At 69.3% G+C, this 21392-nt stretch carries 23 protein-coding genes and 1 tRNA gene; 11 read left to right on the top strand and 13 right to left on the bottom strand.

Annotation, left to right across the window (positions count from 1 at the left end):
* Nucleotides 1-15: 15 nt before the first annotated feature.
* Complete coding sequence (locus ACIBTM_RS14625; RefSeq protein WP_395877003.1) at nucleotides 16-732, bottom strand: hypothetical protein; 717 nt, start codon at nucleotides 730-732, stop codon at nucleotides 16-18.
* Nucleotides 733-808: 76 nt separating this feature from the next.
* Between ACIBTM_RS14625 and ACIBTM_RS14620 the strand changes: the two genes are divergently transcribed.
* The gene (locus tag ACIBTM_RS14620) at nucleotides 809-1657 is read left to right on the top strand and encodes a LysR family transcriptional regulator (RefSeq protein ID WP_395877002.1); all 849 of its coding nucleotides are present in this window, start codon (nucleotides 809-811) and stop codon (nucleotides 1655-1657) included.
* Here ACIBTM_RS14620 and ACIBTM_RS14615 read toward each other — a convergent pair.
* Nucleotides 1645-2301, bottom strand: coding sequence for a hypothetical protein (locus ACIBTM_RS14615; RefSeq protein WP_395877001.1), 657 nt, complete (start codon nucleotides 2299-2301; stop codon nucleotides 1645-1647). The two genes, ACIBTM_RS14620 and ACIBTM_RS14615, sit on opposite strands and share 13 nt — an antisense overlap.
* A 114-nt stretch (nucleotides 2302-2415) precedes the next feature.
* Nucleotides 2416-3240, bottom strand: a complete 825-nt coding sequence (locus tag ACIBTM_RS14610; protein ID WP_395877000.1) for an SDR family NAD(P)-dependent oxidoreductase — start codon at nucleotides 3238-3240, stop codon at nucleotides 2416-2418.
* Between the two features lie 146 nt (nucleotides 3241-3386).
* On the opposite strand from ACIBTM_RS14610, the gene ACIBTM_RS14605 reads away from it, so the two are divergent.
* Nucleotides 3387-4148, top strand: a complete 762-nt coding sequence (locus ACIBTM_RS14605) for a trypsin-like serine peptidase (protein ID WP_395876999.1) — start codon at nucleotides 3387-3389, stop codon at nucleotides 4146-4148.
* Nucleotides 4149-4155: 7 nt separating this feature from the next.
* Entirely contained in the window at nucleotides 4156-4374 is a 219-nt protein-coding gene (locus ACIBTM_RS14600) for an RNA-binding S4 domain-containing protein (protein WP_016330720.1), read from the top strand.
* 111 nt (nucleotides 4375-4485) lie between these two features.
* Here ACIBTM_RS14600 and ACIBTM_RS14595 read toward each other — a convergent pair whose 3' ends face one another.
* Nucleotides 4486-5439, bottom strand: coding sequence for an Ldh family oxidoreductase (locus tag ACIBTM_RS14595; RefSeq protein ID WP_395876998.1), 954 nt, complete (start codon nucleotides 5437-5439; stop codon nucleotides 4486-4488).
* 113 nt (nucleotides 5440-5552) lie between these two features.
* On the opposite strand from ACIBTM_RS14595, the gene ACIBTM_RS14590 reads away from it, so the two are divergent.
* The 3 genes from ACIBTM_RS14590 to ACIBTM_RS14580 all read left to right on the top strand — a co-directional run bounded on the left by ACIBTM_RS14590 (nucleotide 5553) and on the right by ACIBTM_RS14580 (nucleotide 6359).
* Nucleotides 5553-5840, top strand: a complete 288-nt coding sequence (locus ACIBTM_RS14590) for a DUF2277 domain-containing protein (RefSeq protein ID WP_395876997.1) — start codon at nucleotides 5553-5555, stop codon at nucleotides 5838-5840.
* 23 nt (nucleotides 5841-5863) lie between these two features.
* Nucleotides 5864-6226: a DUF4190 domain-containing protein gene (locus ACIBTM_RS14585; RefSeq protein ID WP_395876996.1), complete on the top strand. Its 363-nt coding sequence runs from the start codon at nucleotides 5864-5866 to the stop codon at nucleotides 6224-6226.
* Nucleotides 6227-6270: 44 nt separating this feature from the next.
* A tRNA-Ser gene (locus ACIBTM_RS14580) sits at nucleotides 6271-6359 on the top strand.
* A gap of 48 nt (nucleotides 6360-6407) precedes the next feature.
* On the opposite strand, the gene ACIBTM_RS14575 is transcribed toward ACIBTM_RS14580, so the two are convergent.
* A complete protein-coding gene (locus ACIBTM_RS14575; protein ID WP_395876995.1) occupies nucleotides 6408-8132 on the bottom strand; it encodes an RICIN domain-containing protein in 1725 nt (574 codons plus the stop codon).
* 103 nt (nucleotides 8133-8235) lie between these two features.
* Between ACIBTM_RS14575 and ACIBTM_RS14570 the strand changes: the two genes are divergently transcribed.
* Nucleotides 8236-8643 carry a YciI family protein gene (locus ACIBTM_RS14570; RefSeq protein WP_395876994.1) on the top strand — a complete coding sequence of 136 codons (408 nt, stop codon included), beginning with the start codon at nucleotides 8236-8238 and terminating at the stop codon, nucleotides 8641-8643.
* On the top strand, nucleotides 8640-9791 hold the full coding sequence (locus tag ACIBTM_RS14565; RefSeq protein WP_395876993.1) for an RNA polymerase sigma factor: 1152 nt from the start codon (nucleotides 8640-8642) through the stop codon (nucleotides 9789-9791). The genes ACIBTM_RS14570 and ACIBTM_RS14565 overlap by 4 nt, the downstream gene beginning before the upstream one ends.
* Before the next feature lie 159 nt (nucleotides 9792-9950).
* Here ACIBTM_RS14565 and ACIBTM_RS14560 read toward each other — a convergent pair whose 3' ends face one another.
* Nucleotides 9951-10454 (bottom strand): MarR family winged helix-turn-helix transcriptional regulator, encoded by a 504-nt coding sequence (locus ACIBTM_RS14560; RefSeq protein ID WP_395876992.1) that lies wholly within the window; start codon nucleotides 10452-10454, stop codon nucleotides 9951-9953.
* Nucleotides 10455-10990: 536 nt separating this feature from the next.
* On the opposite strand from ACIBTM_RS14560, the gene ACIBTM_RS14555 reads away from it, so the two are divergent.
* Nucleotides 10991-11902 (top strand): neutral zinc metallopeptidase, encoded by a 912-nt coding sequence (locus ACIBTM_RS14555; protein WP_395876991.1) that lies wholly within the window; start codon nucleotides 10991-10993, stop codon nucleotides 11900-11902.
* A gap of 83 nt (nucleotides 11903-11985) precedes the next feature.
* Here the strand turns inward: ACIBTM_RS14555 and ACIBTM_RS14550 are convergent, their stop codons facing one another.
* Nucleotides 11986-13527, bottom strand: a complete 1542-nt coding sequence (locus ACIBTM_RS14550; RefSeq protein ID WP_395876990.1) for a M28 family peptidase — start codon at nucleotides 13525-13527, stop codon at nucleotides 11986-11988.
* A gap of 80 nt (nucleotides 13528-13607) precedes the next feature.
* Between ACIBTM_RS14550 and ACIBTM_RS14545 the strand changes: the two genes are divergently transcribed.
* Entirely contained in the window at nucleotides 13608-14585 is a 978-nt protein-coding gene (locus tag ACIBTM_RS14545; RefSeq protein ID WP_395876989.1) for an NAD(P)H-quinone oxidoreductase, read from the top strand.
* On the opposite strand, the gene ACIBTM_RS14540 is transcribed toward ACIBTM_RS14545, so the two are convergent.
* The gene (locus ACIBTM_RS14540; RefSeq protein ID WP_016330709.1) at nucleotides 14582-15781 is read right to left on the bottom strand and encodes a cysteine desulfurase-like protein; all 1200 of its coding nucleotides are present in this window, start codon (nucleotides 15779-15781) and stop codon (nucleotides 14582-14584) included. The genes ACIBTM_RS14545 and ACIBTM_RS14540 overlap by 4 nt on opposite strands.
* A gap of 134 nt (nucleotides 15782-15915) precedes the next feature.
* Between ACIBTM_RS14540 and ACIBTM_RS14535 the strand changes: the two genes are divergently transcribed.
* Nucleotides 15916-16527, top strand: coding sequence for a bacterial proteasome activator family protein (locus ACIBTM_RS14535; RefSeq protein ID WP_395876988.1), 612 nt, complete (start codon nucleotides 15916-15918; stop codon nucleotides 16525-16527).
* Between the two features lie 72 nt (nucleotides 16528-16599).
* Here the strand turns inward: ACIBTM_RS14535 and ACIBTM_RS14530 are convergent, their stop codons facing one another.
* From ACIBTM_RS14530 to ACIBTM_RS14510, 5 genes are read right to left on the bottom strand one after another with little or no spacing between them, the layout of a single operon-like run.
* Nucleotides 16600-17760: an epoxide hydrolase family protein gene (locus ACIBTM_RS14530; protein ID WP_395876987.1), complete on the bottom strand. Its 1161-nt coding sequence runs from the start codon at nucleotides 17758-17760 to the stop codon at nucleotides 16600-16602.
* 50 nt (nucleotides 17761-17810) lie between these two features.
* Complete coding sequence (locus ACIBTM_RS14525) at nucleotides 17811-18056, bottom strand: hypothetical protein (protein WP_395876986.1); 246 nt, start codon at nucleotides 18054-18056, stop codon at nucleotides 17811-17813.
* A gap of 4 nt (nucleotides 18057-18060) precedes the next feature.
* Nucleotides 18061-19638, bottom strand: coding sequence for a hypothetical protein (locus ACIBTM_RS14520; protein ID WP_395876985.1), 1578 nt, complete (start codon nucleotides 19636-19638; stop codon nucleotides 18061-18063).
* On the bottom strand, nucleotides 19635-20603 hold the full coding sequence (locus tag ACIBTM_RS14515; RefSeq protein WP_395876984.1) for a spore coat protein: 969 nt from the start codon (nucleotides 20601-20603) through the stop codon (nucleotides 19635-19637). Before ACIBTM_RS14515 ends, ACIBTM_RS14520 begins: the two co-directional genes overlap by 4 nt.
* Nucleotides 20600-21346 carry a cytidylyltransferase domain-containing protein gene (locus tag ACIBTM_RS14510; protein ID WP_395876983.1) on the bottom strand — a complete coding sequence of 249 codons (747 nt, stop codon included), beginning with the start codon at nucleotides 21344-21346 and terminating at the stop codon, nucleotides 20600-20602. The genes ACIBTM_RS14515 and ACIBTM_RS14510 overlap by 4 nt, the downstream gene beginning before the upstream one ends.
* Between the last annotated feature and the right edge of the window lie 46 nt (nucleotides 21347-21392).

The following is a 21392-nucleotide window of genomic DNA, read 5'->3' as shown; positions in this document are numbered from 1 at the left end:
GGCCCACGACGACCGTCAGTATCCACTGTGGACAGACAGTTTCGCGTGCTCCACCGCGGCCAGCGCGAAGGCCCGGACGAGCGGATGCGGCCGGGTCCCGTCGCCGGCGAGTTCCGGCTGGAACAGCGTCGCCAGGAAGAACGGGTGCTCCGGCAGTTCCGCGATCCGCGCGTCGCCGTCGCCGTCGAATCCACTGAAGACCAACCCGTTGGCCGCCAAGGTGTCCAGATGCCGGACGTCGAGACCGTACGAACAGTGGTACCGCTCAACGGAACGTGCCGTCCCGAGAACCCGTGCCGCCAGGGTGTCCGGCGTGACGTGGACGGCACCCTCGTGCCCGACGAGCGAACAGGCGAGCGGGACGATCAGCCGCTCTTCCGCGTCCGGCGCGTTCTCCGCGTGCCCGATTCCGCCGAGACCGCAGACGTTCCGCGCGAATTCCAGCAGCGCGTGCTGGAAACCGGCGCAGGTGCCGAGGAACGGGATGCCGTTCTCGCGGGCGGCGCGCACGGTCTCGACCGCACCGGATTCGGACCGATAAGGACTGCCGGGCACCAGCCAGACGGCGTCGAAGCCGGTGAGGTCTCCGGCGGCGTCCGTCGGGATCCAATAGGCGTCGAGTTCGAGGCCGTCGCGTTCGGCGAGCCGTTCGAAGAGCAGGGGGATGCGGACGTGGGAGCGGACGCCGTCCGACCGGTCGCCGACCAGGGCGACCCGGGCTGTCTGTGTCATGCGCCCATCCTGACCCGCGAACCGAGTTCAGCGCCAACGATGATCCCTGCTGTCTTCATAAGCAATACTGATCCCCATGGAGACTCATCTGCTCCGCACCTTCGTGGCGGTGGCCCGCGGTGGCTCGTTCTCGCAGGCGGCCCGCGACCTCGGCTACACGCAATCCGCGATCTCCCAGCACATCGCCGCGCTCGAACAGGACCTCGGCACCACGCTGCTCACCAGGCGTCCCGTCGCCCCGACCCGGGCCGGAGAACGTCTCCTCGAACACGCCGGTCCGCTGCTGACCCGGCTCGACGCCGCCCGCGCGGACCTCGCCCGGCTCACCGCGGCTCCCACCGGGCGGGTCGTTCTCGGACTGACCCCGCTCTCGCTCACCGCCGAAGTCGCCGCCGCCGCGCGCCGCGGCACCGAATTGCGCGTCCTGGGCCGCGAAGACGTCCTGCCGCAGGTCGCGACGGGCTCACTCGACCTCGGCCTCGTCGACGGCATGACCGCGCCGAGCGATCCGCTCCCGCTGCCGGACGTCGGCCCGCTCACCACCACCGTCGTCGGCGAACGCCCGCTCGCGGTCGCGGTGCCCGGCGGCCATCCGTTGGCGGGTCGGGCGGTCCGGCTCGCCGAACTCGCCGACGCGGCGTGGATCGACGCGCCGGACACGGCGATTCCGTTGGAACGCTTGAGAAAATCCGCCTCGACCGACGGATTCCGCGCTCGGCTGCGCTATCGGGGTACCGACGTCCGCGGTCTGCTCGGCCTGGTCGCCGCCGGTCAGGGACTGGCGCTGCTCCCGGCGGACGTGATCACCGGCGTGAGCGCGCTCTCCCTGTCCTCGCCGCGTGTGGTGCACCGCACCGAACTCGTGCACGGCGACCCAGGCGAAGGCTCCGCGCTGGCCGCCGCGCTGACGGGTCAGCGGCCGTAGCTCACCATTCCCTGTGCCATCTGCATCGCCAGGGAACTCGCCACGACGGGGTCCATCATGCTCCGGATGTCCTGCGTGGCCTTGTCGCGCGAGCCGAGGTCGGAGCGCGGCTGCTCCGGCGGCTTGGTCTCGGCGGGCGGGAGGGCGACGACCCGCTCCTTGGCGGGCTTCTTCGTCGCGGGCACTTGCTGCTTCACGGTGACCGGGACGTAGACGGTCACCGGGGCGGGCTGCGGCGCGGGCTGCGCGGCCGGCGGTGCCGCCTGCTGGGTCACCACGGCGGGCGACGGCTGCTCGGGCAAGGCGGTGTCGCCGACCGGCTGGAGCGTGAAGGTGCCGGCGAACCAGCCGATCGCGAGCAGCGCCACCCCCGCTCCGCCGACCAGCCAGGACCGGGCGCGGCGATGGATGACGACGGCCTTGGGGCGAAGATCCTTGTCCACCACTGGTTCGCAGACCGGGGGCCGCACCGGCATCGGCTCGGGCTCGGGTTCGTTCTCCGGGCTGCGCCGCCGTTTCGGCAGGCTCGCCGCGATGATCCCGGTCCGGTCCAGCAACTCCGCCGTCTCGACGGAGAGCGCGGCATCGGTCGGCGTACGGCGCTGGGCGGCGCGCGGCATGGGGACCTCCGGAAGCGGAATCACGAACTTGAGCATTGTGGTGCATTTCCGACGCCGCCGTAAGTAACGCACCCCGATCGAGTTATCCCGAGCCGTCCGGACCACGGAGGGTTACTCCGTTCAGGGGCTTCCTCTTTTTTACAGATTCCGCATTCCCAAGCGCCCCAACAGCGCGAGCGGCCGCTGGTAAAAGGAGCCGAGCACCCGGGGGATCGCGTCGATGGCGTACGCGTCCGGACCGATCAGGATCCGCGCCGTCCCCCGTTCGATACCACGAACGATGGTCTGGGCGGCCTTCTCCGGCGTCGTCCTCGCGATCTTTTCGAATCCCTCGGCGGCTTTGTCGATGTCCCGCTCGGCGCCACCCCGCGCGTCGCGGGCGATATTCGTCTTGATCCCGCCGGGATGCACGCAGCTGACCTTGACCGGATACCGGGCGATCAGCATTTCCTGCCGCAGCGCCTCGGTGAACCCCCGCACCGCGAATTTCGCGGCGTTGTAAGCGCTCTGCGTGGGCACGCCGATGAAGCCGAACACGCTCGAAAGGTTGACGATGTGCCCGTCGCCCGAAGCGATCACCTGCGGCAGAAACGCTTTCGTACCGTTGACCACGCCGCCGAGATTGATCCCCATCAGCCAGTCGTAGTCGTCCCAGGTCATTTCCTCGACCGTGGCGCCGAGCGCGACCCCGGCGTTGTTCACCACGACGTTGGCGCCGCCGAAATCGACGGCGACCTCCTCGGCGTGCGCGAGAACGGCGTCACGGTCGGCGACGTCGAGCTCGTAGGCCTTCACTGTCGCGCCCGCCTTCTCGCACTCGGCGACGGTGCCCGCCGCGCGGACGGCGTCGACGTCGGAGAGCGCCAGCCTGGCACCCCGCCCCGCCAGCTCGATCGCGAGCGCCTTGCCGATTCCCGATCCCGCGCCCGTGATCACCACGACCTTGTCCGTGAACGACTTCATACCCGCTCCCAACCAGCTCGACTGTTACCGGAGGTAACACATACTACGGCTGTGACCTTGCTGTGCGTTGATCGATTCGGGCTGTGTTCGTTCCCCACTTATGGTGATCTGTAACCGGACAGCCGTGGACGAGCGAAAGGAAGGCGATGCGCCGCGCCCTGTTGCTCGTGCTCTGTGTCGTTCTGTCCGGTTGCTCCGCCGCGTCGGATCCCGCCGTGACCGAAGACGGCGCCGCCGCCGCGACGGTGGCGGCCACCCCCGCGGCACCGACGACGAATCCCGCGATCGGCGCGCTCTTCATGGACGGAACGCATTTCTGCACGGCCAGCGTCGTCCACAGCGCCCCCGGCGACCTCCTGCTCACGGCGGCACATTGCCTGCACGACGGCGAAGGCGGCGAGTACGCGACGGGGATCTCGTTCGCTCCCGGCTACCACGACGGTGTCGCGCCGTACGGCTATTGGGACGTCTCGGATCCGCAGGTCCCCGACGGCTGGGCCGATTCCTCCGATCCGGACCTGGATGTCGGCTTCGCGACCGCCCATCAGGCGGGCACCACGAAAACCCTCGAAAGCGTCACGGGCGCCAACACCCTGCTGACCGGTGGCGGGTTCGACCACCCCATCACCCTGACCGGTTATCCCGACGAACGGGAGGCGCCGGTCGTCTGCCACGGCACCAGCGCCCAGGCCGACACCTATCAGATGCGCGTCGCGTGCCCCGGCTTCACGACCGGCACCAGCGGCGGCCCGTGGGTGGCCGAGCCCGATCCGAAGACCGGGCTCGGCACCGTCGTCGGCGTGATCGGCGGCTACCTGTACGGCGGGGACGATCCGGACACGTCCTACAGCAGCTACTTCGACACCGACGTCGCCACCTTGTACCGGAAGATGGACGCACGGGGATGATCTCCCCATGAGCATCCACGACGTCCCGATCACCGGTGAGCCGATCCGCCTCGGCCAGTTCCTCAAACTGGCCAACCTGGCCGAAGACGGATCGCACGCCAAAGACCTCCTCGACGCCGAAGAGGTCACGGTCAACGGCGAGGTGGAGGTCCGGCGCGGCCGTCAGCTGACGAACGGGGACGTCGTGGAGGTCGGCGGCGAAGGCGGCCGCGTCGTCCTGGGCTAGCGGCCCTCGCTCGCCTCACGCGTGACCGACCGGACGACACCTGTGCTCAGCCGGACGACACACGTGAGCGAGCGGACGTCATCCGTGATCAGACGGACGACACACGCGTGGCTAGCGGCCCTGCAACGGCGCCAGGCGCAACGCCCTCGCGAGTTCTTCGAGCTCGCGGTGCACCGGCTCGCTCAGCGGGACCCCCAGTGCCTGGCACTGTTCGAGGTACTGCGCCTCGCGCCAGCCCGGATAGCGGACCGGGGTACCGCCCTCCCAGCCGAGCAGGCTGCCGAACAACGCGCTCGCGGCCTTGTAGAACCCGTCGGCGCTGCGCAGCGTCGTCGGCGCGATGGCCATCACCATCAGGCCGGTGTCGTGGTCGTGGTCGCCGACCCCCGACAGCACCCCGGCGAAGATCTCCACCAGCAGGGCGAAGCCGGCGATGGCGGCGCTGCCCGCGCCGTCGACGTCCCCCAGCGTGTCCAGGTCGAGGACGAATTCGGGGTACGCGCCGGCGGGGGCGGCCATACCGAGCGGGTTCGCGGCCGTCCCGCGTTCCCCGCCCGCCGCCATGACGAGCCCGATCATGGTGTGCGGCAACGCCCTCGCGGCATGATGCCCGGCGCGGCCGAACGGCCCGACGCCACGCACCGACATGAGCCCGACGCCGTACCGGCCCGCCCGGGACACCGCCCGGTCCATCGCGTCGCCGACGGCCCACAGGCCCGGCGCACGGCGGTAGTCGATCAGGGCGGCGGCGCCGCGGTCGGCGATCATCAGCGGTTCGGCCCTCGGCCGCACCATCCCGTCGGCCAGCATCGGCAGATGGACCCGGATCAGTTCGGCGACACCGGACTCCGGTGTTCCGGTGAGATCGCCGTGGCACAACGCCTCGGCGGCCATCCTGGCGCGCGACCACGGCAGGTCGTGCGCGGTGAAGACCTCGGTGACCAGGTCGATCAGGGCGTCGATCGGGACGCGCTGCCAGACCTGTTCCGGTATCGGGGAGGGTTCGGCCGGTTCGGGGATCGGCTCGACGGGGGCACGGCGGAGAGAGCGAGGTCTGAGGGGCACTCCGCCGAGGGTGCCCAAACGCGTTTTTCGGCGTCAACGAACCGGGGCAGCTTCTAACCGACTGTGTGATCGGAGCACTCGGAAACGTCGGTGGGCGGACGTACGATCGGGGCATGTGCCGGAACATCACCACGCTACGGGGCCTGGAACCGGCGGCGACGCCGGACGAGATCGAGGCCGCCGCCCGCCAGTACGTCCGCAAGGTGTCCGGGGTGCAGAGCCTTTCCGACGCCACCCGCGAGCCGTTCGAGGCCGCCGTCGCCGAGATCACCGAGATCACCCGGCGAGTGCTGTCCGAGCTGCCGCCGCGCCGTCAGCCGCCGACGACGGTGCCGCCGCTGCGCCGCCCCGAGGTCCAGGCTCGAATCGCGGCGAAGGCCGCGAAGAGCCAGGCATCCTGAGCTCCGGCGGTTACGGTTAGCGGGTGACATACCCGCAAGACCCCTACGGTCAACAGCAGCCCTACGGCCAGCAGCCTCCGTACGGGCAGCCGTACCAGCAACCGGGTTACGGATACGGCCCGGCGATGCCGCCGCAGGAACAAGGCCTGGCCATCGCGGCGCTCGTCGTGTCGATCGCCAGTCTCGTCGCGTGCAGCGGGCTGCCGTCGATCGCCGGCGTCATCATGGGGCATATCGCGCATTCCAAGGCCAAACGCGGGGAAGCGGGCGGCCAGGGGATGGCGCTCGCGGCGATCATCATCGGCTATATCGGCGTCGCCATCATCCTGCTGCTCTTGGCGGGCTTCATCTTCGTCGGGATCTTGACCGACTGGGACTTCGACTAGATCCGAAGCATGTCAACAAAGGCCCGTCGGATACCCTCGACAGCGGTAGCGTGTCCGAGCGGCCGAAGGAACATGTCTTGAAAACATGCGAGGGCTCTGTCCTCCGTGGGTTCGAATCCCACCGCTACCGCCAGTCTTGAAACGAAAGCGCCCCAGGCCCGCGGACCTGGGGCGCTTCGCGTCACGCGGGCACCAGTGCCCAGACGGTCTCGTCGCTACGGCCGCCTTGGAACGGCCGCTGCTCCAGGAGCGAAGCAGTGCCGTTGTTGATCTGCCGCACCGCCAGCTTGCTCGCCCGGTTCACCAGCCCGTAGCGCATGTCGGCGCTCCGCAGCAGCTTCCACTGCTGGTTGGTGGCCGAGCCGCAGTGCGTCTGTTCGAACTGCGCGCCCTCCGCGGTGCTGCCGGAAACCGGCCGCAGGCACTGACCGCTCCGCTCGTTGGAGATCTTCCAGTACCCGCCGCCCGCGTCGGTGAGTCGCCACTTCTGGCCGTTGTCGTTCTGCCTGGCCACGTTGGTGATCTTCGCGCCCGCGGACGACGAACCGTCGACGACCGCCGCGCTGTTGCCGTTGGTGGCGACGGTCAAGTAGTACTTCATGCCCGCTTTCGGGCCGGGATCGGCCACGGGGTTCAGGGTCCACTGCTGATTGGCCGCCCCGGTGTAAGGCTGCTGGACCAGCGGCGCCGGGTACGCGCCGCCGTCGGTGATCGCGTAACCCGTCAGATAGTTGAAGATCGCTACTTTGCCGTTGCCGAGCGGCTGGAACGCCCACCGCATGCCGTTCTGGCCGTTGCAGTTGTACTGCAGGATCGGCGTACCGGGCGCCGTCCCGCTCTGGGCGCTGTCGGCGCACAGCTGGCTGTTGGCGTTGATCAGCTGAAGACCGGTGTTGTACCCCAGGATCCACTTCTGGCTCATGGAGTCGGTCCGCGGCCGATGGCTGAGGTTGGCGAGGCCGCCGGTCGACGAGCCCACCACGTCGATGGCGTTACCGCTCGCGCCGGTGATGACGTAGGTCTTCCCGCCTTGGGCGTGGCCGTCGTCGTTGTCGGGGATGTCCTTCTTGATCAGGAAGGCGCTGTTCGCGACGTTCCAGTGCGTCGCGAGCCAGCTGCCGGGAGTGGGGTTCGTACTGAAGTAGTCGTCGTTGCCGCAGTCCAGCAGCCGGTCGAAGTCGCGTTCCGTGCAGTCGAAGGACTGGGTGTCGCCGTAACACATCAGGTCCCATTCCTGGGAGCAGTGCCCGCCGCCCTGATAGTGCGGGGCGCCCGGCAGTACCGCGCCGAGCATGTGCCCCAGTTCGTGGGCGGCGGCGTTGACACCCCAGCAGGGGACGGCGATCTCCGTGTAGTGCCTGCCGTTGTTGAAGGCGTTGGCGGGGCCGGGCTGGTCGTCGCTGTCGCCCCACGTGCCCGCGCAGGTGTGCGGGTTGTCGGAGAACAGCATGTAGTCCCGGTCCGCGTTGAAGAAACCGGCCTGGATGGCGCGGTCACGGATCGCGCCGGACTGGTAGGTGCCGTCGGGCACCACGAGATTCGCGACGGCGACCTGGCAGCCCGCGCCCGCCGTCGTCACGTAGCGGAGATGCCTGCTGGCGCCGGTCGCGGCGGCGCTGTCGTTGAACGAATCGTCGATCCCGGACGCGTAGGCGCGCAGGGACGGCACCACGGTCGCGTACCGGTCGGGCTGACCGGCCTCACGGACGTAGACCAGCTCGACACGTTTGCCGGAAACCCCGTCGCCCTCGCAGATCACCGGGTTCGCGGCGATCAGCGCTTGAGCGACGGCTGGAGCGAGCGGGGCCGGGTCCACACCGGAGGCGGCCGCCTCTCCGGTGAGCAGGCCACAGATGAGACCGATGGTCACCAGCAGGCAGGCGGTTCGCCGTTTCGCCTTGGACAAGGGCTCTTCCTTTCGCGATGGAGGAACGCGACAAGGACGCTAGAGATCGGATGTATGGCCGCGCCAGGCAGAAGGACCGGCAGACTGCCGCTACTCTTCGGCCATGCCCAAGTACCTGCTGCTCAAGCACTACCGCGGCGCTCCGGCAGCGGTGAACGACATCCCGATGGAGCAATGGGCGCCGGAGGAGATCACGGCGCATATCGACTACATGAGGGACTTCGCGAACCGGCTCGTGGAAACCGGCGAATTCGTCGGAGAACAGGCTCTCGCGCCCGAAGGCACCTTCGTCCGGTACGACGGCGAGGGCAAACCGCCGGTCACCGACGGCCCCTTCGCCGAGACCAAGGACCTCATCGCCGGTTTCATGATCATCGACGTCGACAGCTACGAGCGGGCGCTCGAATTGGCGGGGGAACTGTCGGCCGCCCCGGGAGCGGGCGGGAAGCCGATCCACGAATGGCTCGAACTGCGTCCGTTGCTGGGTGAGCCACTCGTCAGCACGGAGTGACCACCGAACTGGACGAGGCCCTGCTCCGGAGCCTCACGCCGAACGTCCTCGGGATCCTCGTCCGCCGCGGTGCCGGCTTCGCGTCGGCCGAGGACGCCGTCCAGGAAGCGCTGATCGAGGCCGTCCGGGTCTGGCCCGGTGACCGGCCGAAGGATCCGAAGGGCTGGCTCGTCACCGTCGCGTGGCGCAAGTTCCTCGACATGGCCAAGTCGGACGCCGCCCGCCGCCGTCGCGAGGACCTCGTCGACGAGGAGCCGGCCCCGGGTCCCACTCCCGCGGTGGACGACACGCTGCAGCTCTACTTTCTCTGCGCCCACCCGTCGCTGACGCCGTCTTCGGCGGTCGCGCTCACCCTGCGCGCCGTCGGCGGACTCACCACCCGCCAGATCGCCCAGGCGTACCTGGTGCCCGAAGCGACCATGGCGCAGCGCATCAGCCGGGCCAAGCGCACCGTCTCCGGAGTGCGGTTCGACCAGGCGGGCGATGTCGCCACCGTGCTCCGAGTGCTCTATCTCGTGTTCAACGAGGGCTACTCGGGTGACGTCGACCTCGCCGCCGAAGCCATCCGGCTCACCCGCCGGCTCTTCGCCTCGATCGACCATCCCGAGGTCGCCGGGCTGCTCGCCCTCATGCTGCTCCACCACGCCCGGCGCGCCGCGCGGACGGCGGCCGACGGCGCACTGGTGCCGCTCGCGGACCAGGACCGCGGCCAATGGGACAAGCGCCTGATCGCCGAGGGCGTCGAGATCCTGCAAGCCGCGCTGGCCCGCGACAGGCTGGGCGAGTTCCAGGCGCAGGCCGCCATCGCGGCACTCCACGCCGACGCGCCCACCGCGGCGGAGACCGACTGGGCGCAGATCGTCGAGTGGTACGACGAACTCGCCCGGCTGACCGGCAGCCCGGTCGTCCGGCTCAACCGCGCGGTCGCCGTCGGCGAGGCGGACGGACCGCGCGCGGGGCTGGCCGCGCTCGCGGAACTGGACGATTCACTGCCGCGGTACGCGGCGGTCGCGGCGTACCTCCACGAGCGCGACGGCGACCTGGTGACGGCGGCGCGGCTGTACGGCGAGGCCGCGGGCAAGGCGGCCGACCCGGCCGAGCGCGCCCACCTGACGCGTCAGGCGGCGAGACTCAGTTCCTGTTGGTGAACCCGCGTCCGCGATCGACGTCGGCAGGGCGCGACCCGGTCTACCAGGTCGCGCCGGGTGCTCAGGGCGCCCTGCCACCGCGATTGCGGGGCCTTCGGCCGGGGCGGGTTCACGCGTATGGTCACCTTCCCGGCAAATCTCAGCTCCGCCAACTGGTCCTCAGGAAGTGATCGGCGGCAGGCGCGGGAGGCCGTCGATCTCCGACAGGTGATCCAGCACGCGTCCGAAAGCCTGGCCGAGCACCCGCTGCTCCTCGGGGCTCAGCAGGTCGATCAGATGCTCCCGGACCCCTTCGACATGCGTCGGCGCGGCGCCTTCCAGCAGTTCCGCGCCGCTCGCGGTCATCTCCGCGACGACGCCGCGCTTGTCCGCCGGGTCGCGGGTGCGGCGGATGAGGCCCTCCGCCTCCAGCCGGACCATCTGGTGCGAAAGCCTGCTCTTGGTCGAACCGAGCACGCTCGCGAGCTCCGTCATCCGCATCCGCCGGTCGGGCTGGAGGGAAAGACAGACCAAGACCTCATAGTCGGCGAGGCTGACGTCGTGGCGCTCGGAGAGCTCGCGATGAAGGCGCTGCCGCAGCCGCATGGTGGCGACGATGTACGAGCGCCAGGCGACCATCTCGGAATCGGACAGCCAGCGCACTTCCTTCTGCTCCACCGCCATCCACGCAGAGTAGAGCGTTGATCGCACAAGGCGCATACCCACCGGTTACTTTTCGGCCCTGAAAAACCTGGTGGAACATTCGCCCGAAGGAGGGTTACGAAAAGGTTGAGACTCGGCGAGAAAAGGCGCATTCTGCTTGTCAGCGGATGGTCGGGCAAGTACCGGGCGAACCCGTGGAAGGGTCGCCGGACCTGCTCCCAGCCGGGAAGGGTCAGGTGGTGGTATGGCGGGTGATTCTCGCGGTTGACCGCCTGCTGTGTCCCCGCGACCGGAACGGAAAGGACCGGGTCGGTCGCGACTGTGAACAGCGACGAGCGCGGGCATCTCGGATGCGCTCGACAATTCTGGCGCATTCGGCGTCACTCCGGCCTGTTTCGGGTTCGCGGCCTCTTCGACCGCCTCGGCAGCGCAGGACGCCGGCCCGGTGATCGCGGCCAACCGGCGATCAGAACAAGACAACCTCGGTAGCCCTGGGTGCGGTCGCGTCGCGCGGCCGCACCCAGGCATATCCGGGGTCTTCCGGCTACGCTTCCCCCGTGCGATTCGACGAAGGCGCGGGCCTGGACACCTCCGAGGTGGAGGATCTGCGCGGCGGTGGCGGCGGGATCGGCGGCCGGGTGGCACTCGGCGGCGGCGGGCTCGGTGTGGTCGGCCTGGTCATCTACTTCCTCTTCTCCCAGTTCGGCGGCGTGAGCCTGAACCCGTCTTCGAGCGGGCTCGGCGGCGTGGGCTCCGGGCAGCAGATGGACAACACCTCGCTGTCCCAGGAGTGCCGGACCGGCGCGGACGCGAACCGGAACCACGATTGCGCGATCGTCGCCATCATCAACTCGATCCAGGACTACTGGGGGCAGGAGTTCCAGCGCTCCGGGTCGACCTACCGCAAGGCTGTCACCAACTTCTTCAACGGCGGCGTGAACACGGCCTGCGGCAACGCGACCTCCGACGTCGGGCCGTTCTACTGCCCCGGCGACTCCGAGGTCTACATCGATCTCGGCTTCTTCAACGAACTCCGCACCCGGTTCGGCGCGGAGGGCGGACCGTTCGCGGAGGCGTACGTGCTGGCCCACGAATACGGCCATCACGTGCAGAACCTCACCGGCGTGTCCAAAAAGGGCACCGGGAGCGGGCCGACGTCGGGTTCGGTGCGGCTCGAACTGCAGGCCGACTGCTACGCCGGTGTCTGGGCGAACCACGCCACCACCACCCCGACCGAAAGCGGGCGGCCGCTGATCAGCGAGATCAGCCAAAAGGACATCAACTCCGCGCTGGACACCGCTTCGCGGATCGGCGACGACTACATCCAGTCGAAGCTCGGCGGGGGCCGGGTCGACGAGTCGAAGTTCAGCCACGGCACTTCGGCGCAGCGGAAGAAGTGGTTCACCACCGGCTTCCAGACCGGCGAGCCGGCGCGGTGCGACACCTTCGCGACCAACAGCCTGGGCTGAGCGCCACCCCCTGGATGCCAGGAACGGTCCTTTCCTTGCAAATTTCGCAAGGAAAGGACCGTTCCTAGCATTCGAGGGAGCTACTACGCGGCGACGTGGTGCTCGTCGGCCTGGACGGAAGCCGTCATGCTCCGCTGCTGAGACCGCTCAGTCGCGCGAAGGGCCTTCGCCTTCGCGGTCGAGCTGCCCGACACACCGTTGATGTTCTCGGTGCTGGTCGCGTACACGCCCAGCGCCCAGGCGACGGCGTCGGAGTTGCGTTCGAGCGCGACGCGATCGACGTTGCCAAGGTTGTCGCACGCCTGGTGGTAGCACTTGTCGTAAGCAACGCCGGCGCTGCCGCCCCACTTGGCCGCCTGCGCCGCGGTCTTCACGCCTTCGGCACCGGTGAACAGGCCACCGGCCGGGATGCCGACCGCGATGAAACGCCCGTAGTCGGAGCGACCGGTGAAGTCCGTGCCCTCGACCGGGACACCCTTGCCGAGCTGGAGGTAGTCGACCAGGGTCTTTTCGAGCTGAGCGGAACCGTACGGGCCCGCACCCGCGCCGACACCGTCGGAGTTGTCACCGTCGTAGGCGAAGTACGCCGCGTTCGGCGAGCCGATCATGTCGTAGTTGTAGTAGAGCGCGATGTCGAGCTGCTGCTCGAAGCTCAGCGAGTTGACGTAGTAGGTCGAGCCGACGAGACCGAACTCCTCGGCGCTCCACCAGCCGAAGCGGACGGCGTTGTTGGCCTTGGGCTTGCTGCCCAGCTGCAGCGCGGTCTCCAGCAGTGCGGCGGAGCCGGTGCCGTTGTCGTTGATGCCGGGGCCCTCGGTGACGCTGTCGAGGTGGGCGCCGAGCATCACGACGTTGTCCTTGCGACCGGTCTTGGTCTCGGCGAGGACGTTGTAGCTGGTCCGCGCCTCCTGGAAGGCACGCAGGTCGAGGGTGACCGAGGCACCGGCCTTGCCGGCGAGCGCCTGGCCGTCGGCCTGGGTGATGCCGCCGGTCGGGATCTTGGCGGCGGACGGATCGCCCAGGGTGCCGTTGACCGGCCCCGGGACGTTGTTGTAGATGATCGCGCCGACGGCACCCGCCGCGGCGGCGGTCGCCTGCTTCTGCGCGAAGGAGCAGCCACCGCGCTGGATCAGCGCGATCTTGCCGGTGACCCCGCCGGCGTAGTCGGCCGCGTCGCAGCCGCTGGTGTCGTCGACCGGGACCACCGCGAGCGGGGCGGTGATTCCGCCGTCGGGCGTCGAGGGGCTGTAGGACATGATGATGATCGGGACGTCGGTGCCCGCGACCGTCAGCTTCTCCGCGAGGGTTTCCGCGTAGGTGAAGGGGAACTCCTGCCGCGTGACCGTGAAGCCCGCCTGCTCCAGCTTCGTGGCGACATACTCCGCGGACTTCTTGTGCCCTTCGGTGCTGGCCGCGCGGCGTCCGCCGTTCGCGTCCGAGATCCGCTGCAGCGCGATCAGATGCCGGTTGACGTTGTTCACGTTGACCTTGTCGACGAGCTGCTTGGCCAGCGCGGGACCGTCGAGCCCGGTCGTGGCCGTCGCAGCGGGAGCCATTCCGACCGTGAGCGCGGCGGTGGCCATCACCACGATCGAGGGAACAATGCTTCTTCGCGAATATGACATGAGCGTCACCTTTGTGTGGTTTGCACCACAGGTCAACCGACGTTCGGCGGACTTTACGACACCGGGATAGGGTCGTTTGTATGTATGCGATCACCATCCGTGAGCCCGGCGAACCCGATGTTCTCGAATGGACCGAGGTCCCCGATCCCATAGCGGGTGAAGGCGAAGTCGTCATCGAGGTCGCCGCGAGTGCCGTCAACCGCGCTGACCTGCTGCAACGTCAGGGAAACTATCCTCCGCCGCCGGGTGCCAGCGAAATCCTCGGGCTCGAATGTTCGGGCACGATCGCCGAAATCGGCGAAGGCGTCGAGGGGTGGCGAATCGGCGACGAAGTTTGTGCTTTGCTCGCCGGTGGTGGCTATGGGGAAAAGGTCGCCGTCCCGGCCGGACAACTGCTTCCGCTTCCCGCCGAAGTCGAATTGCTCGCGGCCGCCGGACTGCCCGAAGTCGCATGCACGGTTTGGGCGAATGTGGTGATGCACGCCGGCTTGTCCGAGGGTGACGTCCTGCTCGTCCACGGCGGCGCGGGCGGGATCGGAACGCACGCGATCCAGGTGGCCAAGGCTCTCGGCGCGACGGTCGCGGTGACCGCGGGTTCGGAAGAACGGCTGGAGAGCTGCCGCCAGCTCGGCGCCGACATCGCGATCAACTACCGGGAGCAGGATTTCGTCGAGGTGCTGCGCGCCGAAACTGGCGGCGCAAACGTCATCCTCGACAACATGGGCGCCAAGTACCTCGGCCGTAACATCGACGCGCTGGCCATGGACGGCAGGCTGGTGATCATCGGCATGCAGGGCGGCGTCAAGGGCGAGCTGAACATCGGCAAGCTGATGGGCAAACGGGCGAGCGTGTTCGGCGCGGGCCTGCGTTCGCGGCCGCTGGCGCAGAAGGCGGCGATCGTCGCCGACGTCCGCGAGCGGCTGTGGCCGTTGGTGGAGCAGGGTTCGGTGCAGCCGATCGTCGGTCAGGTCGTCCCGATGGCCGAAGCGGCTTCGGCGCACCGCGCACTCGAAGAAGGCACGGTTTTCGGCAAGGTTCTGCTGGCAGCGAAGTCTTAGCGGATCTCTTCCAGCACGCGAACGAGCTGGTTGACCTCGAAGACGTTCGAGTAGTGCGCGAGCCCGATGCGGACGGCGCCGCCGACTTCGGCGGCGCCGAGCGACCCGAAGACACCGCTCGTGCCATCGTCGGCGAAGGCGCACAGCCCCTGGGACGCCAGGTACTCGGCGACCTCCGGCGCTTTCTTGCCCGCGACGGCGAAGGCGAGCGCGGGAATCCTGCGCATGGCGTCGCCGATGACCATGACGTGCCGCAGCGAACGCAGCTCCGTGGACAGTTGCGCCAGAAGCCCCGCGTGATACGACTTCGCCGAGCCCAGCGACGTCACCAGTTTTTCGCGCCGGGAGCCCAACGCGGCGTCGTCCAAACCGGCCAGATAGTCGATCGACGCGATCAGCCCGGCCAGCAACGGGTACGCGTGCGGCCCCAGTTCCATCCGGGCCGGACCGCGCGCGGCCGGGTCGAGCGAGACCGACGGCAGCCGTTCGAGCAGTTCGGGGTCGCGGAACACCAGCGCGCCCACCGACGGGCCGCCCCAGGCCTGCGCCGAAACCACCATCACGTCCGCGCCGAGCGCGTTGAGGTCCAGCGGTACGAACGGCGCCGCGTACGTCGCGTCGACGACGACCAGCGCGCCGACGCGTTTGGCGAACTCGATCACCGTCGGGACGTCGGGCCGGGTGCCGACCGAACCGGACGCCAGCGTGACCGCGACGGCCTTGGTGCGCGCGGAGACGAGGTTCTCGTACTGCCAGGCGGGCAGCTCGCAGGTCTCGATGTCGATCTCGCCCCAGCGCACGACCGCGCCGACGCGTTTCGCCGCGCGGCGCCACGGCGCGAGGTTGGCCTCCTCGTCGAGCCGGGAGACGACGACCTCGTCACCGATCGTCCAGCGATCGGCCATCGCGTCGACGAGACGGCGGATGAGATCGGGCGCGTTGGGTCCGAGCACGACTCCGGCCGGGTCGGCGCCGACCAGGTCGGCGACCGCCCGGCGAGCGGCCGTGACAATGCTTTCCGCGCGCTGGGAGGCCGGAAACGCTCCACCCGGCCCGGACACCGGAGCGCGCATGGCCGTGGATACGGCCGAAGCGACCTGTTCAGGTACGAGCATTCCGGCGGCGCCGTCGAAGTGAATCCAGCCGTCACCCAGCGCGGGAAACAACCCACGGATACGAGCGACGTCGAACGCCATGGGGACACCGTACGGACGTGCGGTTTGGCGCTTTACCCGGGGTTGGCTGCCTGACCACGGGGCGCGACGATTCCCGCTACGCTCGGAGACGGCGCCGAAAACCACACTGCGCTTCGCGCCCGACGTAGGCCAGGATGGAGCACATGACCGACCCAGTTTCCCGCGAAACGACCACCCCCGGTGACGGCGGCGGAGACTCCCCGCACCATGTGGTGGTCGTCGGTCCCGACGGCACTCCGGTCGGCACCGCGCGTATCGCCGCCCCCGGCACCGACTCCGGCGAAGAGGCGCCCCAGGAGGAGTCGCTCGGCGACCTCGTCGAGGAACCCGCCAAGGTGATGCGCATCGGCACGATGATCAAACAGCTGCTGGAGGAGGTCCGCGCCGCACCGCTGGACGACGCCAGCCGCACCCGCGTGCGCGAGATCCACCAGACCTCGATCCGCGAGCTGGAGCAGGCGCTGGCGCCCGAGCTGCAGGACGAACTGGAGCGGCTCGTGCGGCCGTTCACCGAGAACTCGACGCCGTCCGATGCCGAGCTGCGGATCGCGCAGGCACAGCTCGTCGGCTGGCTGGAAGGGCTGTTCAGCGGCATCCAGACCGCGTTGTTCGCGCAGCAGATGGCCGCGCGGGTGCAGCTGGAGCAGATGCGGCGAGGGCTCCCGGCGGGACCGTCCGCGGGCGGCGCCGCTTTGGGTGGGCACGGTGCCGGTGGCGAGTCTCACGGGCCGGGCCAGTACCTCTGACACGCGCTATGAACGGTCCGTTCCTTGCAAATTTTGCAAGGAACGGACCGTTCATAGCAGCCGGGACGGGGGTCAGCGCAGCGGGCGGAAGAACGTCCGCAGGTCGTCGATGAGCAGGTCCGGCACCTCCAGCCCCGGGAAGTGACCTCCTCGGTCCGGAGTGGACCAGTGCACGACGTTGTCGGTGCGCTCGGCGAGGTGCCGGATCGGGAGCCCGGTGTCCTTCGGGAACACGGCGACCCCGGTGGGCACTGTGGACTCCGGCGGTCGCGAACCCCAAGCCGGGCCCAGCGCGGCGTAGATCCGTGAAGACGAGTTCGCCGTGCCGGTGAGCCAGTAGAGCATCACGCTGGTGAGCAGATCGTCGCGATCGATCGCGTCTTCCGGTACGTCACGCGAGTCCGAGTAGGACTTGAACTTCTCCACGAGCCAGCCGAGCTGCCCGGCAGGCGAGTCGGTGAGCCCGTAGGCAAGCGTTTGCGGTTTGGTCGCCTGGATCATCGCGTAGCCCAGCTCGCCGCTCTGGAACTCCCGCCCGCGCGCCAGCGCCGCCTCGCCCCGCGCGAGTTCTTCCCCGGTGAGCCCCGCGAGATCGGCCTCGGATTCCGGCACCGCGTGCGGCAGCATCGTCAGATGCGCGCCGATCACCCGCTCCGGGCACCGGACGCCCACCGCGCGCGACACGATCGCGCCCCAGTCGCCGCCGTGCAGCCCGAACCGCTCGTACCCGAGGCGCGACAGCAGCACACCCCAGGCATCGGCGATCCGGTCGGGACCCCAGTTCGCCTCGGTCGTCGGCCCGGAGAAACCGAACCCCGGCAGCGACGGCACGACGACGTGGAACGCGTCCCCGGGGTCGCCGCCGTACGCGCGCGGGTCCGAGAGAGGCCCGATGACGTCGAGGAATTCCACAATGGACCCCGGCCAGCCGTGCGTCAGCACGAGCGGGATCGCGTCCGGCTCCGGTGACCGCGCGTGCAGGAAGTGGACGTTCGCGCCGTCGATGTTCGTCAGGAATCCGGGGAAACCGTTGAGGCGTTCCTCGTGGGCGCGCCAGTCGTAGCGGAGTCGCCAGTATTCGGCGAGCTCCTGGAGGTACCCGAGCGGCGTCCCGAGCCCCCAGCCGGCACCGTCGATCTCGTCCGGCCAACGCGTGTTCGCCAGCCGGGTGGCGAGGTCGTCGAGATCGCGCTGGGGGACGTCGATCGTGAACGGCGTGATCTCATCGGTCATGGAGCCGACGGTAGGGAGGATCGAGGACAGCGGCGGTCCTTATCCCGCCCTTACAAGCGATATTCCCGCGGAACCCAGTCCGACATCAGGTCGGCGACATCCTCGACACGCTCTTCTTCAGCCTCCCGGCCCTGCTCACGCAGGAACAGGATCGTGTCGAGCAGTTCCTGGTACAGCTTCTCGCGCGAGACACCCCGCTCGATCTCCGCGGCGAGCAGGGGCCGGATCTCGAAGATGGTCAGGCCCGCGGCGACAGCCTCCAGGAGCCCTGCACGGAAATCCGCGCTCACCTCCATGCCCTCACCCTCCCGGCAGCTGAGCACGGAGGCGATCGAGCCACCGGTCGACGGTGTCCTCGTACCGGCCAGGGTCGTTCCGGCGCTGTGCCTCGCCGACGGACTCGTCGAGCGCCGCGCGGATCCGCGCGGCGTGCTCAGGCAGCGCGAAGACCTCCTGGAAGTAGCCCTCGCGCATCTGGATGTCCGCGACGAATTCGTAGTCCTTCGCCACCTCGGGCACGCTCATGCCGTACACGACGCCAGGAGTCGCCCTCGGGCCGTGGGCGGTGACGACGATGACCGTCGGGCGCGCGGCCTTCACGACGTCGGCCGGCCGGGCGCCTTGCGCGATCGCCTCGTCGTTGAGCCCGATGTAGTCGATCGCTTTCCAGCCGCTGTAGTACGGGATGGCCCCGGCGTCGGAGACCGCGAGACTGCGCGCCGTCTCGGGCACCCGCGCGGCGGCGAGGCCCTTGCCGATGGCGACATGCGCGCGCTGCAGGTCGGGGCCGTAGTTGGCGGCCACGGGCAGCTCCGCGGACGCCACGCCGGCGACCGCCACCCAGCCGACCGTGACGACGCCCGCCGCTACCGCGATCACCCGGCGGCCGAGCCGCGCCGTCGCCAGGGCCGCGCCGAGGCACAGCACCGGGAACGCGTGGAAGGCGAAGCGGTACAGGTAGTCCATGGTCGGCCCGGACACCGCGTAGGTCATCCCGGTCAACAGGACGACCGAGCACAGCACCAGACCCTCTCCCCTGCTCTCCTTCCTGATCAGGAGCGAGGCGGTGAGCACCAGCAACGGCAGGAAGAGCAGCACCGTCGTCTCGAGCCATACCGAACCGGCGTCGAGGTTGCCGAACTTGACGTAGAAGGTGTTCGGAAACGGATGCCCGAAGTAGGACCACCGCCAGGCGAAGTAACCGCCGCCGACGACCACGACCGCGGCGACCAGCGCCCATGTCCGGCCGTGACGACGGCGGAGCCAGCACCAGACCAGGAAGCCCGGCAGTGTCGCGAGCACCCCTTCCGGCCGGATCATCCCGGCGAGCAGCAGCAACAGCGGCGGCTCCCAGTCCCGCACGGCACGGCCCTGGACGAGGTCCACACCGACGATCGCCGCGCGCAGCACGACAGCCGCGAAGGCGATGGTCTCCAGCCCCGCGGTGACATGGAAGTACGTCGGCACGAACAGCACCAGCGCACCGGCCGCCACGAGCGCACCGAGCACGCCGCCGGCGCGATGCCCCGCGCGGACGAGCATCACGAGGATCCCCGCGCCCAGGACGACGGAAGTCACCTTGGCGACGGTCTCCAGCGGCAGACCGGCGAGGGCGAACGGGACATGCCACAACATCCAGAGGAAGTTGGTGAACCCTTCGATCGGATCCTCGCCGACGTTCCACACCGGACCGTGGCCGTCGGCCATGTTCGCCGAGTACCGGAAGGTGATGAAGGCGTCGTCGATGGTGAAGAACCACGCCGCCCAGCAACCCACGAGGAACAGCGCGCCGAAGACCGCGATGACGACGAGCGGGCCCCGGTTCGGCTTCCGTTCCGGGGCGGCGCCGGTTTCGGTGCGCTCCATCGTGGACTTCATCCCGTCGTCACCATTTTCTCGATCCGGTCCAGCACGCGATCCACGCCACGGCCGTCCACGACGGACGACGCCGTCTCCGAGAAACGCTTCCGCGTCTCCTTGTCCACCAGCAAGGTCCGCAAGGTCTCCACGGCGGCGCCGTCCAGCGCCGCCGCGCTCCCCAGCCCTGCCGCCAACCCGAGATCCAGGGCGCCCCGGTAGCCGGTCTCCTGGTTGTCGACCAGCTTCACGACGCCGGTCGGCACGCCGAGGCAGCATAACTCCAGCAGCGTCACCCCGGCCGCGCTCACCGCCACGTCCGTGTCCGCCAAAAGGCCGAGCAGGCCGGGGCCAGGCGGCTGGACTCGGAATTCCTGCCCCGGCAGGGCCTCCGGGACGACGGGTTCGCCACGCACGAGGACATCCGCGACAAAGGGGACTCGAGTGTCGCGCAAGGCGTGCAGCAGAGCGCTGACCGTTCCGGCCCATTCCGTCCCGCCGCCGAGTACCACGGTCACCCGGGAGCGACCCGTGGTCTCGCGGACACCGCGCTTCTCGCGCGCGTCCCGGACGACGTCTCGCATCGGCGCGTAAGCCACGCCCCTGAGCAGCTCGCCGGAGCCGTCGTCGGGCCGCGGCGCGGGAGCGAACCCACAGTCGACGACCAGATCCGCCGCGCGCCTGCCGAACACGTCGTCCTCGATGGACACCAGCAGCGCACCCGCGGCGTTGACCTCTTCGCGCAACTCGCCGAGGCCGTAGTGATCGACGACCACCGCGTCGAAGCCTTCGAAGGGGACGGACGGCACCACCGGAACGGACAGCTCCGCGAACCGGGCGGCCAGCCACTCGGCGTTGTCCGCCTGACCCGAGAAAACGACCTCCCAGCCTCGCGCGACCGCACGTTCGGCATAGGCGACCATGCGTGAGACATGGCCCGCACCGATCGTCCCGGAGGCGTCGGCTCGCAGCACCAGCCTCGTCACCTGGCCACCTTCTTCTGCTCGACATGCTGGTTGAGCGCCGCGAGATCGGGCCGCGAACGCAGCACCCCGACCACCTCGCGCCAAACGCCGACGCGATCTCCCAGCTCCGCCACGACGCCTTCGATGACCGCCCAGTCCTCGACGGTGTCCAAGGTCACGCGCAGATCGTCGGCGGGCGGGCTGACCACGACGCCCGAGCACGAGTACGTCTCCGGACGCGAGTAGATACCCGAGGTCACGTGCTCGCGATCGGCGCCGCGGGCGGTCTCGAACTGCTCGGCCAGCACTCCCGCACGCACGAGTTCCGCGTCGAAGCCCCGCGGCAGAGTACGGACGAGGGTGGTGCTCAAGTAGTCCAGCGACGGCCGGGCCCGCCACAACGTGACGAGCTGCCCGATCAACTCCGGGTCCAGCAGCGGGCAGTCCGCCGTGAGCCGCACCACCGCGTCGGCCGGGTACGACTCGACGGCCACCGCGAAACGCCCGAGGACGTCGTCGAGCGGGCCCCTCGCGACCAGGGCACCCTGCCGGGCGGCCTCCTCGGCCACCGCGTCGTCGTCGGCCTCCGTCGAGGTCGCGACCACGACGTTGTCGATCCCCGGCGAAGCGGCGGCGGCACGGACCACCCAGCCGAGGACGCTCCGGCCCGCCAAGGGGCGGAGCACCTTGCCAGGTAGCCGGGTGGACGACGCGCGTGCCTGGATGACGGCGTTGACCACGTGGGCCCCGGGGTCTGGATCCATGGGTGACATGATGTCGTGCGGCAGTAGCACCGAAACGCGGAGGTCA

It is taken from the genome of Amycolatopsis sp. NPDC049868, from assembly GCF_044461365.1.
GTDB lineage: Bacteria > Actinomycetota > Actinomycetes > Mycobacteriales > Pseudonocardiaceae > Amycolatopsis.
This window is presented reverse-complemented; position numbering and strand designations above follow the sequence as displayed.

What these genes read in the sequence shown, in the direction of transcription:
- ACIBTM_RS14625 (WP_395877003.1), bottom strand. Translation starts at nt 732, where the DNA reads ATGACACAGACAGCCCGGGTCGCCCTGGTCGGCGACCGGTCGGACGGC.
- ACIBTM_RS14620 (WP_395877002.1), top strand. Translation starts at nt 809, where the DNA reads ATGGAGACTCATCTGCTCCGCACCTTCGTGGCGGTGGCCCGCGGTGGC.
- ACIBTM_RS14610 (WP_395877000.1), bottom strand. Translation starts at nt 3,240, where the DNA reads ATGAAGTCGTTCACGGACAAGGTCGTGGTGATCACGGGCGCGGGATCG.
- ACIBTM_RS14605 (WP_395876999.1), top strand. Translation starts at nt 3,387, where the DNA reads ATGCGCCGCGCCCTGTTGCTCGTGCTCTGTGTCGTTCTGTCCGGTTGC.
- ACIBTM_RS14600 (WP_016330720.1), top strand. Translation starts at nt 4,156, where the DNA reads ATGAGCATCCACGACGTCCCGATCACCGGTGAGCCGATCCGCCTCGGC.
- ACIBTM_RS14590 (WP_395876997.1), top strand. Translation starts at nt 5,553, where the DNA reads ATGTGCCGGAACATCACCACGCTACGGGGCCTGGAACCGGCGGCGACG.
- ACIBTM_RS14570 (WP_395876994.1), top strand. Translation starts at nt 8,236, where the DNA reads ATGCCCAAGTACCTGCTGCTCAAGCACTACCGCGGCGCTCCGGCAGCG.
- ACIBTM_RS14560 (WP_395876992.1), bottom strand. Translation starts at nt 10,454, where the DNA reads ATGGCGGTGGAGCAGAAGGAAGTGCGCTGGCTGTCCGATTCCGAGATG.
- ACIBTM_RS14550 (WP_395876990.1), bottom strand. Translation starts at nt 13,527, where the DNA reads ATGTCATATTCGCGAAGAAGCATTGTTCCCTCGATCGTGGTGATGGCC.
- ACIBTM_RS14545 (WP_395876989.1), top strand. Translation starts at nt 13,608, where the DNA reads ATGTATGCGATCACCATCCGTGAGCCCGGCGAACCCGATGTTCTCGAA.
- ACIBTM_RS14540 (WP_016330709.1), bottom strand. Translation starts at nt 15,781, where the DNA reads ATGGCGTTCGACGTCGCTCGTATCCGTGGGTTGTTTCCCGCGCTGGGT.
- ACIBTM_RS14535 (WP_395876988.1), top strand. Translation starts at nt 15,916, where the DNA reads ATGGAGCACATGACCGACCCAGTTTCCCGCGAAACGACCACCCCCGGT.
- ACIBTM_RS14530 (WP_395876987.1), bottom strand. Translation starts at nt 17,760, where the DNA reads ATGACCGATGAGATCACGCCGTTCACGATCGACGTCCCCCAGCGCGAT.
- ACIBTM_RS14525 (WP_395876986.1), bottom strand. Translation starts at nt 18,056, where the DNA reads ATGGAGGTGAGCGCGGATTTCCGTGCAGGGCTCCTGGAGGCTGTCGCC.
- ACIBTM_RS14520 (WP_395876985.1), bottom strand. Translation starts at nt 19,638, where the DNA reads ATGAAGTCCACGATGGAGCGCACCGAAACCGGCGCCGCCCCGGAACGG.
- ACIBTM_RS14510 (WP_395876983.1), bottom strand. Translation starts at nt 21,346, where the DNA reads ATGGATCCAGACCCCGGGGCCCACGTGGTCAACGCCGTCATCCAGGCA.